At 32.1% G+C, this 15,142-nt stretch carries 14 protein-coding genes; 5 read left to right on the forward strand and 9 right to left on the reverse strand.

Going from position 1 to position 15,142, the window contains the following annotated elements; genetic code table 11:
• Positions 1-200: 200 nt before the first annotated feature.
• The 3 genes from DK441_RS02085 (at position 201) to DK441_RS02095 (ending at position 3,539) form a co-directional block, all read left to right on the forward strand.
• The gene (locus DK441_RS02085; protein WP_025664405.1) at positions 201-1,103 is read left to right on the forward strand and encodes a metallophosphoesterase family protein; all 903 of its coding nucleotides are present in this window, start codon (positions 201-203) and stop codon (positions 1,101-1,103) included.
• 13 nt (positions 1,104-1,116) lie between these two features.
• Positions 1,117-2,295, forward strand: a complete 1,179-nt coding sequence (locus tag DK441_RS02090; RefSeq protein ID WP_109097260.1) for an AraC family transcriptional regulator — start codon at positions 1,117-1,119, stop codon at positions 2,293-2,295.
• A 116-nt stretch (positions 2,296-2,411) separates the two neighbouring features.
• Complete coding sequence (locus DK441_RS02095; protein WP_200822824.1) at positions 2,412-3,539, forward strand: acyltransferase family protein; 1,128 nt, start codon at positions 2,412-2,414, stop codon at positions 3,537-3,539.
• Between the two features lie 49 nt (positions 3,540-3,588).
• Here DK441_RS02095 and DK441_RS02100 read toward each other — a convergent pair whose 3' ends face one another.
• Together DK441_RS02100 and DK441_RS02105 are read right to left on the reverse strand one after the other, a co-directional pair.
• Positions 3,589-3,828, reverse strand: coding sequence for a NifU family protein (locus tag DK441_RS02100; RefSeq protein WP_074407042.1), 240 nt, complete (start codon positions 3,826-3,828; stop codon positions 3,589-3,591).
• 3 nt (positions 3,829-3,831) lie between these two features.
• A complete protein-coding gene (locus DK441_RS02105; protein WP_074407043.1) occupies positions 3,832-4,971 on the reverse strand; it encodes an Mrp/NBP35 family ATP-binding protein in 1,140 nt (379 codons plus the stop codon).
• Positions 4,972-5,192: 221 nt separating this feature from the next.
• Between DK441_RS02105 and DK441_RS02110 the strand changes: the two genes are divergently transcribed.
• Complete coding sequence (locus DK441_RS02110) at positions 5,193-6,497, forward strand: Fic family protein (protein ID WP_109097261.1); 1,305 nt, start codon at positions 5,193-5,195, stop codon at positions 6,495-6,497.
• Here DK441_RS02110 and DK441_RS02115 read toward each other — a convergent pair.
• Genes DK441_RS02115 through trmB form a run of 3 tightly spaced genes read right to left on the reverse strand, consistent with a single transcriptional unit; the run spans position 6,492 to position 8,163 of the window.
• Positions 6,492-6,854: an MGMT family protein gene (locus DK441_RS02115; protein ID WP_109097262.1), complete on the reverse strand. Its 363-nt coding sequence runs from the start codon at positions 6,852-6,854 to the stop codon at positions 6,492-6,494. The two genes, DK441_RS02110 and DK441_RS02115, sit on opposite strands and share 6 nt — an antisense overlap.
• Positions 6,845-7,474 (reverse strand): LysE family translocator, encoded by a 630-nt coding sequence (locus DK441_RS02120; protein ID WP_025664399.1) that lies wholly within the window; start codon positions 7,472-7,474, stop codon positions 6,845-6,847. The genes DK441_RS02115 and DK441_RS02120 overlap by 10 nt, the downstream gene beginning before the upstream one ends.
• A 14-nt stretch (positions 7,475-7,488) precedes the next feature.
• Complete coding sequence (gene trmB, locus DK441_RS02125) at positions 7,489-8,163, reverse strand: tRNA (guanosine(46)-N7)-methyltransferase TrmB (RefSeq protein WP_109097263.1); 675 nt, start codon at positions 8,161-8,163, stop codon at positions 7,489-7,491.
• A gap of 327 nt (positions 8,164-8,490) precedes the next feature.
• On the opposite strand from trmB, the gene DK441_RS02130 reads away from it, so the two are divergent.
• Positions 8,491-9,546: a glycosyltransferase gene (locus tag DK441_RS02130; RefSeq protein ID WP_109097264.1), complete on the forward strand. Its 1,056-nt coding sequence runs from the start codon at positions 8,491-8,493 to the stop codon at positions 9,544-9,546.
• Here DK441_RS02130 and DK441_RS02135 read toward each other — a convergent pair.
• From DK441_RS02135 to DK441_RS02150, 4 genes are all read right to left on the reverse strand, one after another.
• Positions 9,484-10,563, reverse strand: a complete 1,080-nt coding sequence (locus tag DK441_RS02135) for a cell wall metabolism sensor histidine kinase WalK (RefSeq protein ID WP_109097265.1) — start codon at positions 10,561-10,563, stop codon at positions 9,484-9,486. The two genes, DK441_RS02130 and DK441_RS02135, sit on opposite strands and share 63 nt — an antisense overlap.
• Positions 10,563-11,246 carry a response regulator transcription factor gene (locus DK441_RS02140; RefSeq protein ID WP_025664395.1) on the reverse strand — a complete coding sequence of 228 codons (684 nt, stop codon included), beginning with the start codon at positions 11,244-11,246 and terminating at the stop codon, positions 10,563-10,565. Before DK441_RS02140 ends, DK441_RS02135 begins: the two co-directional genes overlap by 1 nt.
• 226 nt (positions 11,247-11,472) lie before the next feature.
• A complete protein-coding gene (locus DK441_RS02145) occupies positions 11,473-13,860 on the reverse strand; it encodes an inorganic phosphate transporter (RefSeq protein WP_109097266.1) in 2,388 nt (795 codons plus the stop codon).
• A 77-nt stretch (positions 13,861-13,937) separates the two neighbouring features.
• Positions 13,938-15,137 carry a porin gene (locus DK441_RS02150; protein WP_109097267.1) on the reverse strand — a complete coding sequence of 400 codons (1,200 nt, stop codon included), beginning with the start codon at positions 15,135-15,137 and terminating at the stop codon, positions 13,938-13,940.
• Between the last annotated feature and the right edge of the window lie 5 nt (positions 15,138-15,142).

Here is a 15,142-nt window from a genome sequence, read left to right on the forward strand (position 1 = left end):
GGAGTAGCATTTGCTAATAAAAATGACATAAATCAGGTGTCCCAGGTCTAAATGTTTGAAGATATACGTAAAGAATGCTACATATTCAAGACAACTAAAATAAAAATCAAATACAAACCGATATTAAAATACTATATGTTTTTTAGTAGTCGAGCACAAATAAAATATATAGTATTGTATATTTACTAAAAACGTAGTATATGTCTTCTCAATCCCGTTTGGATCGTGCTTATAAAAATGCCAAAGTAATTCCGTTTGATGATACATCTAAGTTTATCTTTTTTAGTGATTGTCACCGGGGGGATAATAGTTTTGCAGATGAGTTTGCTAATAATCGCAATATTTATTTCCATGCTTTGAAACATTATTACACCGAAGGATTTACCTATTGTGAATTAGGTGATGGAGATGAACTGTGGGAGAATTTAAGTTTCGAAACCATATTTAGAGCACATAAAGATATATACGAGTTATTACAATTATTTCACGCAGACTATAGATTAAATTTGATTTGGGGTAATCATGATATGGTATATCGGGATCCAAAATATGTTAAAAAGCATCTTAGTTCTTATTTTGATCAAAAAACAGATACAGATAAAGAAGTTCCTTTATTTCCTGATATAAAATATAATGAAGCTATTGTGTTGAAACATAAGAATACAGGGCAGGAAGTTTTCCTGATTCACGGTCACCAGGCAGATTTTATGAATTATATAGGCTGGAGAATAAATAGGTTTCTTGTACGGGTTTTATGGAAACCGCTTCAGGTAGTAGGAATTGCAGACCCAACCAGTCCTGCAAAAAACTACAAAGAAACGATACGAATAGAACGTAGAATCAAAAAATGGATTGCTAATAACAAGAATTTGTTAACGATTATAGGTCATACTCACCGACCTCGATTTCCGGAAGCAGGAGAATTAGCACTGTTTAATGATGGGAGTTGTGTTCACCCCAGATCTATTACAGGAATAGAAATCGAAAATGGGAGTATCACCTTAATGAAGTGGCAAATTTCGACAACAGAAGACGGGACATTAAAAATCATTAGAGTCCCTCTAGAAGGACCTCAAAAACTTACTGAGTTTATTACAGAATAGATGATCTTATTTGATGCAAAGTATTCAATACATAATTGATAAAATCCCGATACGTCATAATCCAGTATCATATTTTATGTTTTTAGGTGTGTTTTTAGGAATACTACTAAGTTTGGTCATTCTTTTTAGAACCTCAAAAAACACTGCTTTTAGAATATATGGGTGGTCTTTATTGCTGCAATCTATTATCGCAATTGATGTTTTTTTATGCTATACCGGGCTGTTAAAATATGTACCCCATGTAAATGACAGTACCGAGCCATTGGTATTGCTTTTGGGACCATCGATATATTTGTTTATTTATGCGCTTCTCGAACGAAATTCAATTACTTTTAGGAAGTATTGGATTCATGTTTTGCCATCTGCAGTATATTTTTTGTCTCAGATAACATATTATATACAACCTGTTTCTGTAAAGATTAATGCATATTTGGGAGCATATTTTTCAGAAATACAAAGAATCCCAGTTCCGGATGATACCCATTATTCTTACCTATGGATAAAAGATGAATTTAGATGGCTCGTCTTATCCAGTTTTATCATTTATATCATACTATCTATACGGCTTATAGTAAGGCATTTTTATGCTAGTAAAACTAAAAATGCAAATAGTATAAAAGTTAATAAATATGATTTTTCTAGAAATACGATTATTGGATTTTTGGCAACATTTATCCTTGTGTTTTTAGTATTTCTAAACTTTGAAGATGATGCAGGGGATCATTATATTTTTATCTTTCTTACCTCACTTATTTTGATTACAACTTTTGTGCTACTTTCAGAATCGAGATTCTTTGAAAATTCGTGGATAGCGGACAAATATGAGACTTCAAAAATTAAGAATGATCAAAACTCTATAAAAGAAATAAAATCGTATATCAAAGACGAAGGATATTATTTGTTGCCTACAGCTTCATTAAAAGATTTGGCAAAAAACTTAGGATCCAATTCTAATTATATTTCTCAAATTATAAATGCAAATACGAATCTGAATTTTAATGATTTTATAAATCAATATCGAATTGAAGAATCGAAAAAAAGGTTATTAGATAAAAATTATGATCATCTCACCATTGAAGCTATTGGTAATTCTGTTGGTTTTAAATCAAAAGCCACATTCTATAACGCTTTTAAAAAACATGTAGAAATGTCTCCAAAAGCATTTGTGATATTTCAAAAATCTGTTTCTTAAGACTAAACACTAGTAAAAAGTGTCTAAAATTATAATTCTAGACGCAATACCCTTTTTTTAACACCTGGTTATAAGCAAAATACTTCACTTTTGGCAAAACAAATTTTATAAGTATTATGGAGAAACAAATTCGTCGATATGATCTCGACTGGTTACGGGTTATTGTATTTGGATTATTGATTTTTTATCATGTAGGAATGTTTTTTGTGCCCTGGGGTTTTCATATTAAAAACAACATAATTTATGATTGGCTTCGTTGGCCTATGCTTTTTTTAAATCAGTGGCGTTTACCCATTTTATTTGTGATATCGGGTATGGGAACTTATTATGCGCTTTCTTCCAGAAATTTATGGCAATTCAATCTGGAACGTATTAAAAGATTGGCAATTCCATTACTCTTTGGGATGTTGTTTATTGTTCCTCCACAGGTATATTTTGAACGTATGGCAAACCATCAGTTTTCTGGTTCGCTAGTAGAATATTTTACTACCATAGCATATACAGGGATATATCCAGAAGGAAATTTTAGTTGGCATCACCTCTGGTTTTTACCTTATCTTTTGATATTTTCATTAGTGCTTTCACCAGTATTTATCTGGATCAAAAAAAATCCGACCAAACTAATTATTTGGGTCAGGAAAAATGTGCAAAAAAAGTATGGACTATACCTTTTTATTATACCATTATATTTAACTGAAGCATTTTTAGAACCTTTTTTTCCTGTCACTCACGCCTTGATCGATGATTGGTTCAATTTTGTCAATAGCCTCATTTTATTTTTCTTAGGATTTGTTCTCATCGCATCTGGAAAAGAATTCTGGAATAGTATAGATCGAATAAAATCTAAAGCATTAACCATAGGAGTTATTACATTTAGTACACAAATATGGATATGGTTACAATTAGAGGATAGTACATTCGTACATTTCTCTGAAGCATTGGTTAAAGTAATTAATTTATGGTCCTGGATTTTGGTACTATTCGGGTATGGAGCAAAATTCTTAAATAGGAAGAGTAAAAAATTAGCATACTGTAACCGTGCAGTGTATTCTTTTTATATTCTACATCAAACGATTATGATTGCGATAGGGTATTATGTTATGAATCTGGATTGGGGATTTTTACCTAAGTTCTCAGTATTAATTTTTGGTACATTTTTAGGCAGTTGGATGATTTATCATTTAATCATTTTAAGAATACCTGTTTTACACCCATTTTTTGGACTAAAAAAACCCTATACTTAAGGAGTTTACTCCTTAAGTATAGGGTTTTTGTATTATTAAGTAATATACTTTATTCTATATTAAGTACCGATTCGATTTGAGGAGCATATTTTTTAATTGTCATTTCTACTCCAGATTTAAGAGTCATTTGATTTACGCTACACCCTACACATGCGCCTTCTAATTGAACCTTAACGATCTTACCATCTTCAATAGAAATTAAAGAAATATTTCCTCCATCACTTTCCAAAAACGGCCTTATTTCATCTAGGGCCTTTTCTACATTAATTTTTAATTCTTCAGAAGTCATTTTCTATTTTTTTACAGCAGAACAGCCTGCCATTGTTGTTATTTTAATTGCTTCGGTTGGAGGTAGATTATCATTTCTGTTTACTACTTCCTGAACCACATTTTTTGTCAACTCTTCAAAGGCCTTTTCTATTGGTGTTGCTGTCTGTAATGCTGCAGGTCTACCTGCATCTCCAGCTTCACGTATACTTTGCACTAATGGAATCTCTCCCAAAAATGGAACATCGAGATCCTCTGCAAGGTATTTAGCTCCTTCTTTACCAAAGATATAATATTTATTGTTAGGAAGCTCTTCTGGTGTAAAATATGCCATATTTTCTATAATTCCTAGGACAGGTACATTAATACTGTCTTGTTGAAACATAGCTACTCCTTTTCTGGCATCTGCTAATGCTACATTTTGAGGAGTACTAACTACCACAGCTCCAGTTATTGGCAGCGATTGCATAATAGAAAGATGTATATCTCCAGTACCCGGTGGTAAATCGATTAACATAAAATCAAGCTCACCCCATGCCGCATCAAAAATCATTTGATTTAGTGCTTTTGCTGCCATTGGTCCTCTCCAGACTACGGCCTGATTTGGTTGTGTAAAAAACCCAATAGACAAGATCTTAACGCCATAATTTTCTATGGGCTTCATTTTGGATTTTCCATCCTCTTTTACAGAAAGAGGTCGTTCTCGTTCTACATCAAACATTATAGGAACAGAAGGGCCATAAATGTCTGCATCCAATACCCCAACTTTAAATCCCATTTTAGCCAAAGTTACTGCAATATTAGAGGTTACAGTAGATTTACCTACACCTCCTTTACCAGAAGCTACCGCAATAATATTAGTAATTCCCGGGATAGATTTTCCTTTAATCTCGTTGTTTTGAGGTTGAGCAGCCGGCGCTTCGACTTTGAGGTTAACTTTAACCTTTGCTTTCTCATATACTTTCTCATGAATAACTTTCATTACATCTACTTCTGCACGTTTACGAATATGCAAGGCCGGGGTGGTTAAAACTAAATCCACAATGACCTCGTCACCAAAAGTAATTACATTTTTTACAGCACCACTTTCTACCATGTTCTTACCTTCGCCAGCCACAGTGATAGTCTCTAATGCTTTTAAGATATCCGATTTCTCTAACTTCATGAGTATTATTTCTTTTTCTAACTAATTTGATCAATTCAGATTGATCCTAAGCACAAAGATAGGTCGAAAAGTTAAGATTATAAAGCCTATAAATTGAAATGATTTATAGTAGTATCGCTATTGATTATATCCTAATATTTGTAAATTTTTCAAAAATTAGGAAATATTAGGATAAATCGTATATTTGATAATATTTGTAAATTTTTGAAAAATTAGGAAATATGATTGAAAAAGCGCCTAAGATAACATTACAAGTAGGTGAACTGGCATTTGCCATAACACGATCTCATTTACTTTCTGATGTTATTAAAAAAATTGAAAATGAATATCTTTATTGGGATAAGATAAAATATCTCAAAGATAAAAAACTTGACAATATAGAGGGAAATGAATTATGGGAAATAACTAAACATAAGCGACTACTTCAATATACTTTTATAGATATAGAAGGGATTAAGATTGTGTACAATATAACTAATAATCTTCAACAAAAACTCCATTATCTAGATCACAATTTTGGAGCAGGATTGCAAAAAGAACAATTACTTTCAGAATTAGACAAACAACAATATCTTAATAATGCATTGATGGAAGAATCTATTTTTTCATCTATGATAGAGGGTGCTACCACTACAAGAGTGAAAGCTAAAGATATGCTTAGGAAAAATAAAAGTCCGAAAAATAAATCGGAGCAGATGATTCTGAATAATTATGAAACTATTCAATTTATAAGTGATCATAAAGTCGAAGATATTTCAATCGAGAAACTTTATGAGATTCATAGACTGGTTACTAAAAACACATTAGAAGAAGAAAAAGTAGGTGTTTTTAGAAAGAATAATGAAATACATGTAATGAACGAAATTACAGGAGAGATTATTCATACACCTCCTGATTTTAAGGTACTTGATACACTTATGCAATCGTTCTGTGATTTTTTTAATACTAATCCAAAAGATAATTTTATTCACCCTATTGTTAAAGCAAGTATTTTGCATTTTTTGATTGGATATACTCACCCATTTGTGGATGGAAATGGAAGAACAGCTCGTGCGATTTTCTATTGGTATTTGCTAAAAGATGGATATTGGCTGGCAGAATATCTTTCTATTTCAAGAGTCATCATGAAAACGAAAACACAGTATGAAAAAGCATATATTTATACTGAAATAGATGATATGGATGTTACTTATTTTATTTACTATCAAGTAAAAGTACTAACACAAGCTTTTGAAGATTTAAAAAAATATGTAGCTAAAAAGAAAAAAGAAGAAGTTAAACTTTCAGTATTTTATAAGGAGCCTAATATTAATGAAAGACAGGCAAAGATATTATTTTGGATAAAGAAAAATGAAAATCGTTATTTTTCGGTAAAAGAAATTCAAACTACTTTTTCAATCACTAATCAGACCGCAAGAACTGATCTAGAAAGTTTGGTGGATCGAAATATTCTAAAAAAAATCAATATCAACAAAAAGACCGCAAACTATTGGAAAGGTGATGATTTTGATAAAAAATTCTCATAACTCTTTCATAGGATCCCAAAACAATTTTTCAAAATCTATGATTTGGTTATCTATAACTTCAACACCTTCATTTTCTAGTAACTGTTGCATTAGATTAGTCCCTTGAAAATGATGTTTTCCTGTAAGAATTCCTTTTCTATTTACAACACGATGGGCAGGGATATCTTCACGACCTCCACAGGCATTCATAGCCCATCCTACCATCCGGGCACTACGTGCGGCACCCAAACATTTTGCGATAGCTCCATAAGAAGTGACTCTACCGTATGGAATAAGTTTGGCAACTTCATATACTCTTTCAAAAAAATTTGTGTCAGATTCTGATCCGGTATCTATATCATTTTTCTTTACTCCCATGTATATATAATTCTTGCTAAGGTTATCACTACTAGAATCAACATTAATATTCCCATAAAATAATTAGAATATTTGGCAATAGATGCAGTTTTCTTTTCGATTTTAAGGAAAGAAAACACATAAAAATAGAGCGTTACAAAGGTCCCTGCTCCAGCTGCTATAATAAAGGCAGTAATTCGCAGAGTATCGTATTCTATTTTTCCACTAACACTCATTCCTGCTGCAATGGCACAGAAATAGGGTATGGGTAATACATTAATTGCAGACATCATAACACCTTTAAAAAAGCTTCTGGTGTCATTATTTCGATAGACCTTTATTTTTGTACTTTTTTGCTTTGCTTTGGCAAAAAAATAGATAGCCATGAAAAAAAAGATCACTGCTCCTGTACGAAGTAATATATTTCTAACATATGGATTGAAGAAAATATACTTGGCTAGAAGAATTGCTATCAGTGCCTGAAATATCACAACTATTGATGCGCCAATTGCAACTAAGATTCCGTTATTTTTACCTCTTTCAAGGCAAGTTCTGGCTACTGTCATATTTACCAATCCAGGAGGAATTACTCCAACTAGTGATGCAAAAAATGTAACTAAAAATAGTTTGGTAGTTTCCAAAATTACTGAGGTAATTACGTGATCCTAAACTGGATGTAAGTTATAGGTTTATTTTGTTCTAAATATTGTTTTTCATAAAAAGTTTGAATCGCAGTTACAACCTCTGGAGATCCTTCATTATGATATACATTATGATTAGAATAGAGTACATTATGTCCTTCACCATGCAATAGTCCTAATGTGTATCCATGCATAAATTCGCTATCTGTTTTAAGATGTACAATGCCATTTGGTTTTAGGATTTTTTTATAACGTTGTAAAAAATCATGATTGGTTAATCGATGTTTTGTACGTTTATATTTGATTTGTGGATCTGGGAAGGTAACCCATATTTCATCAATCTCTTGTTCTTCAAAAATATGATCGATTAATTCTATCTGAGTTCTTATAAACCCTACGTTAAACATTTCATTTTCTATTGCGGTTTTCGCTCCTCGCCAAAAACGTGCTCCTTTAATATCAATACCAATAAAATTTTTATCAGGATATTTTTCTGCAAGCCCCACGGTATACTCTCCTTTACCACAACCTAACTCTAGAACGATTGGATTTTGGTTTTTGAAAAAATTCTCATTCCATTTTCCTTTATATCCTAATGTATTATTGATTACATCCTCTCTAGTAGGTTCTACTACATTATGAAAGGTTTTGTTTTCGTTAAATCGTTTTAATTTGTTCTTACTACCCACTGCTCTTCTTAATTTCTTTACTTACTTGTCTTTTAAATTCGATTTGTGTTACACCAACTCTTTTCTATATTATCTTTTTCAATACGGTTGATGTAATTTTTAATATCTAACATCTGTATTATACCTCATTTTACTGCGAGAAATACCTGTATTTGTTATCATTCAGATTCAATTAAATAATCAATACACTCTTGTTTTTGAATATAAAATTTCACTTAAGATAATTTTTTGGTAAAATTAAGGAAATATATGTATAAGAAAATAGGATTACTTTTATTATTAAGAATCAAATTGATAGTTACTATAACAACTTAAATACTAGAACGTTTGAATAAAAAAGTACTTGTTGCTCCTCTTAATTGGGGACTAGGTCATGCAACCCGATGTATTCCTATTATCAATGCATTACTGGCAGAAGGTCTGGAGCCTGTTATTGCTTCTGATGGGGTTGCCTTATCGTTATTAAAGAAGGAGTTTCCTATGCTACTTACCAAAGAACTCCCTTCTTATAATATAGAGTATTCTAAAAAAGGGAGTAATTTCAAATTAAAGATGTTGTTAAACAGTCCTAAAATTGCTCATGCAATTAGTGCTGAAAAAAAAGCAATAAAAAAAATCATTGAAGAGGAAAAATTTTGTGGGATTATCTCTGATAACAGAATGGGAGTACGACATAAGAGTATTCCTTCGGTATTTATTACACATCAACTTACTGTATTAAGCGGAAAAACTACTTCTATAAGTACTAAACTACATAATAAGTATATTAAAAAATTTGATGTGTGTTGGGTTCCTGATATGGCAGATGATCCTAATCTTAGTGGTGAGTTAGGGCATCCTAAGAGAAACAATATTCCTGTGACTTATCTTGGGCCATTAAGTAGATTTGAATATCAAATTGTACCTAAAAAATATGATATTATGGTATTGCTTTCTGGGCCAGAACCACAACGTACTTTACTAGAACAAAAACTGTTTTATGAATTTGAACAAAGTGATAAGAGGATTGTATTTGTACGTGGACTTATTGAAGAAACCCAACAGACGTTTGTAAAAAATAATATTACTATTCATAATTATTTAACCGGAAAAGATCTGGAAGATACTATTAATAGTAGTAACCTGATTATTTCAAGATCTGGATATACAACAGTAATGGATCTTGCAAAATTGAAGAAAAAAGCTTTCTTTATACCAACTCCCGGACAGTTTGAGCAAGAATATCTTGCAGAGCGTTTAACGGTTAATAAGCTAGTTCCTAGTTGTAATCAGAACGAGTTTACATTAACAAAACTAAGGGATTTAAATGCATACAGAGGGTTAAGTAGTTTTAGTACTGATATTGACTATAGGGAACTTTTTCACTTTTTCCAAAGTAAATGAAAATTCACTTCCCACTCGATAATCGCTTTCTACATAAATGCGCTCATGATGCGCTTCGATAATGTGTTTTACAATAGCTAGTCCAAGACCAGATCCACCTTCTTTACGCGATCCACTTTTGTCTACACGATAAAAACGCTCAAACAATCGTGGAATATGGGCTTGTGCAATTCCTTCACCATTATCAGTAATTCTAACAATGGTTTTATTACGGATTAAATCTTCGATACTTATTTCTGTAGTACCATCTTCTTTTCCGTATTTTATTGAGTTTACAATCAAATTAGAAAGTACTTGTTGTATGCGCTCTTTATCGGCATGTACAAGTACAGGTTCTTCATAATTCATATCAAACGTAAGAGCAATATTCTTTTTTGCAGCTTTCATTTCATATAAATCAAACACACTTTGTACTAATTCTACAATATCAAAATTGGTATAATTAAGATTAAGATCACCTACTTCAAGTTTGGTAATCATATCCAGATCATTTACAATATAAATCAAGCGTTCAACTCCTTTGTTTGCACGATTTAAATATTTATCCAGAATTTCAGGATCGTCCATTGCTCCATCCAGGAGGGTAAGAATATATCCCTGAACAGTAAACAGAGGTGTTTTTAACTCATGAGAAACGTTACCCATAAATTCTTTACGATAAGCTTCTCTGATTTTTAGAGTTTCGATCTCTGTTTTTCTTTGTTGAGCAAACTTTTCAACTTCTTTGATAAGAGTTCTCATATCTGTAGTTACGGGGCCTTCTCCGATAGAATCTACTTCCAGCATTTCGATATCATCATAGATTTTACGTACTCTACGATAAATAAACTTTTCTACCCTGTATTGAATAATGAGAAAACAAATTAGATAACAAATCACTATAAAACCAAATATAATAAATGGATTAAACAGTGATTGAATGTATAAAAAAACGCTCAATGCGAGCGTTAATAATATGGTTATATATAAAGAAGATAGATATGCAAATCTATACGACTTTTTAAAGTTTTCTGCCATTAAACTACAAACTTATATCCTACTCCTTTAATAGTTTTAAAACTATTATCGCCGATTTTCTCTCTTAATTTTCTAATGTGCACATCAATTGTACGACCACCTACAATGACTTCATTACCCCAAACCTTATCAAGAATATCTTCTCGCTTAAAAACCTTGCCAGGCTTAGAGGCCAATAAAGATAGTAATTCGAATTCTTTTCTTGGTAATACAATTTCTTTTTTGTCTTTAACAATTTTGTATTCATCTCTGTTAATGACCAAATTTCCTATTTTAACAACATTATCTGAAGACTCTTCTTCTTTAAGTCTTCTCAATAGAGCTTTTACTTTACTTACTAAAACTTTTGGACGAATGGGTTTTGTAATATAATCATCTGCACCGGCATCAAATCCAGCAACTTGAGAATAGTCTTCACCACGCGCTGTAAGGAAGGTAATGATTGTATTTTGTAAGTCTGGTAACTTTCTTATATGCTCGCAGGCTTCTATACCATCCATCTCTGGCATCATTACATCTAGAATAATTAGATGTGGTTTTTTCTTTTTTGCAGCTTTTACAGCTTCAACACCATTTTCTGCAGTTATTACTGTATATCCTTCTGCAGTAAGGTTATACCCGACAATTTCTAAAATATCGGGTTCATCATCAACTAATAGTATCGTAATATCTTTTTTGTTCATTATAGTATAGCATTACATAACATTGGATAAATATACCACTTAATACGAAGTATACATATTTATATAGATTTGGTAACGATAAGCTAACATTAGTTGTGTGAGTAGATAACATTTGCTTAACGTGATGGTTTTTTGTGCCAAATTCACATAGTGAAGTTAAAAATAAAAAAGGCTAAACATTAATATATTTAGCCTTTTTTACAATTTTTATGAGTGGTGAGATCTACTATTTGTGTTCTCTATAGGTCTCTAACAAATTCATTGTTGCGGTAATAAGATCTTTGGTTTCTAATAGTAATCCAAAATACAAAGTGGTGTTTTTTGGGCTATTTTCTTCAGTTCTCGTTCTAGCAACTTGTTTATCTATTTTTTGATTTACCTTATTAAAGAGTTCTTGTTTTTCATTAATAATGGTATCAATATGATCAAAATCTCTATCACTAAATGCTTTTTTGATTTGCCTGAACAACTCATTTAATTGTTCTTCGATTTCTTTTAAATCTTTAATCTGATTAAATCGAAGTTTTTTATGATTGTTGTTTACATGCTTGTGACTTGCTTTGGTGATATATTCTAAAGACTGAGACATATCTTGCAGATACCCTAAAATATTAATATAAAAATTACTGGCACCTACACTAGACTCATCAAGATTCTTGATAAAGTAGAAAATATTGTCTCTTAGTTCTTCAACTTCTTCATCTAGTTTAGCAATTCCTTTTTTACTTTTCTTTAAGGCGATTAAATCATATTTCACAAGGCTATCTATCGTACTTGTGTAAATTTTATTTCCTCTGTTTACAAAGGATTTGATATTATCTGCACTTTCTTCGATAACTCCTTGAACAGAGCTACTCTCAGAATTTTTAAGACTATCTTCTGCTTTCTCTGCTTTAACTCTCTTTCTATAATTAATAGTATTTCTTACCAAAAGCAATACAGCAATAAGTAATAATACTGCAACCATTATAGGGCCACCAAGATTAATCAAAAACGCTACTGTTGCAGCTGCTACAAATGCACTTATAGCGGTAAAGAACCATCCGCCAATTACGTTAAGCACTCCTGCTACACGATATACTGCACTCTCTGTTCCCCAAGCTCTATCTGCTAATGAGGTACCCATTGCAACCATAAAAGTAACATAGGTTGTAGAAAGTGGTAATCCCATAGAAGTTGCAATAGAAATTAAGACTCCGGCAACCATAAGATTTACTGCAGCTCTTACCATATCAAATGCAGGCATTTCGTAGCTTTTATTCTTTGGTAAGTCTATAACGGGTTTGGTAAATCTTTTTTCTATAAACTCCATTGCAGGTTTTGGAGTAATTGCACCAAGTCCTTGAGATATCAAAACAGTACTTCTTACAACACCTCTTGATAGAAAATTTGGTTTAAAACGTTCTTTGGCTTCTCCTTCTCTAGAAAGGTTAATTTCGGTATCGGCAACGTATCGAGCTTTTTTTGAAAACCATAATGTAAGTACCATTATTATTCCTGAACCAAATAGTAGTAAAGTTGGAGTGTCTACTTTTTTGGCTAAAACATCCATAGAAAACTCTGTAGCAGGAATACCAGAAGCTACCCAGGCTTCATAAGATTGCCAGCCCGCTATAGGTACACCAATAAAATTTACCAAATCGTTACCCGAAAAAGCTAATGCTAATCCAAATGTACCTACAATAATGATAAGCTTATAGATATTTACTTTAAAGAAATTAATAAGTAGGTAAGATAATACTGACCACAATACAAAACCGGCAGCTACGATTTGAAATACATAGGTTTCTAAATATCCTCTTAAAGTCATTTTGATTGTTCCTGCATCACCATCTATCTTGAAAAGGTTTTTCTGAGCTTTTGCCAGTTCCTTTACATTTTCATACGTACTACCAAAATAAGTATTGGCCCAATCTAATAGCCCTTCAGGACCTCCATTATATACAACATCAACTATAGCTTTGGCGTAATTGGTTCCTTTAATTCCTTTCATGAAAATGAAATACAATAATGCAGTTAATGCAATTCCTCCGAATAAAGCACCAACCCATTTGGCTTTCTTTTCAAAATTATAGGATAGTAATAAACGAGTTATAAATTGTACAATAGCACCTACCGAGAATGCTATCACTACCGAGAGCAAAATACCACTAATAATTTTTGTTGCTGTCTTGGTGTTAATGTAATTTCCTAAATCAGAAAAAGCTAACCCTTGATCCGCTCCAATTTTAATTAGTGCAATAGATACTGCTGCTCCCAAAAGATTAAATACAATAGATACCGTTGTCGAAGTTGGCATCCCCAGCGTATTAAAAAAGTCGAGAAGGAGAATGTCGGTAATCATAACTGCCATAAAAATGATCATGATTTCATCAAAATAGAATTCACCAGGATTAAAAATTCCTTTTCTCGCTACTTCCATTAATCCACTAGAGAAAACGGCTCCAGCTGCAATACCAATACTGGCAACAATCATTATTGTTCTAAAAGAAACTGCTTTAGAACCAATAGCAGAATTTAAGAAGTTAACAGCATCATTACTAACTCCCACAATAAGGTCGGCAACCGCTAATATTGCTAGCGCGACTACCATTAATAAATAAATATTATCCATACTTTTTGTTTAAGGTGCAAATATTATAATCAATTCTCAGCTTAATGTTACCAAACTGTTATGTATTAGCTTGTGATTTAGAAATGTATATCAAATTGTAATCTATACATTAACCCACTACCATTACCATCTTCAGTGGTATAACTTATATCGGATTGAACTTTTAAGTTATGACCAGCTACATATTTTGATACCCCAAGGGTATATTGTTCTTCAAGATTTTTTCCAACAATTGCATCATAATTAAGATTAGTATAGCGTCCTGCTATTTCCCAATTACTTTTAAACAAATATCCAGCTTGAAGATTTATCGCATTACCAACCTGAACTATATCTCCAGTTGGTGTCCCATCTTCTTCTACTGCAATTGCCTCATCAGCTTCTCTATCGGCAAACTCTCCCATAAAAGAAAACCCTTTGTACTTAAACATAGCATCTACAAATATGGTAGAGATATTAGTCTCGTAAAAACCAGTACTGGTTTGCATATAAGATCCTTGATTACTTCTGTTTTTTACAGCATCGGCATTAAGGTCATAAGTAGCTGCCAGCATTAATTTAGGAGTTTGTTCTCTCTTAAGATCTCCTCCTTTATAATCTCCTTTACTTTTAAATTTGCCAAAAGGTAACAATTCTAGCCTTCCTGTATATTGATGACCGCCTAAATTTCCACTGGTAATATTTCTTCCTTCTCCTTGGGAAACTGCAAAAATTTCTCTAATGATGAATTTATCTGATAATTTAAAATGATGTCTTAACTGTATTCCTAAATCACGATCTATATTAAAACGACTATTTAACCTAGAACGATCTACTAATTGCAAGTTTGCCGAAGAAATAACACGTTCTACGTTACCGGGCAATTTTGTTTGTCCGGCCCAAAGTGTAAAGTTTTTATAGAAATTCCACTTTATAACAGCATCTAGAATATAACGTGGAGCATTGCTAGTGAATTCTGAAGCTCCAGAAATATCTCTATTAGATACCCCCAATTCTATTTTATATTTAATTTTTGGGCTATAAGCAAAACCGCTAAATTTTAAACGTGCTCTTCTTACGAGAAAATTGGTTTCTGGTTTACTATAATTATTATCGTTAATATCCCAACCGGTAGTAGAAAGTAATTGAAATCTGGTTGCAAATTTCATGCTCCACGAGCTATCTTTGGCAACGACATTTAAGATTCCTTTTCCAAATTTGGTCTCAGTAGTTTCCTGAGCATTTACAAAACAAAGCGTAAATAGAACTAACGCTGTTAGTGTATTCTTTAATTTCATAATCG

The sequence above is a fragment of the Aquimarina sp. AU58 genome (assembly GCF_900312745.1).
Taxonomy (GTDB): Bacteria; Bacteroidota; Bacteroidia; order Flavobacteriales; family Flavobacteriaceae; genus Aquimarina; species Aquimarina spinulae.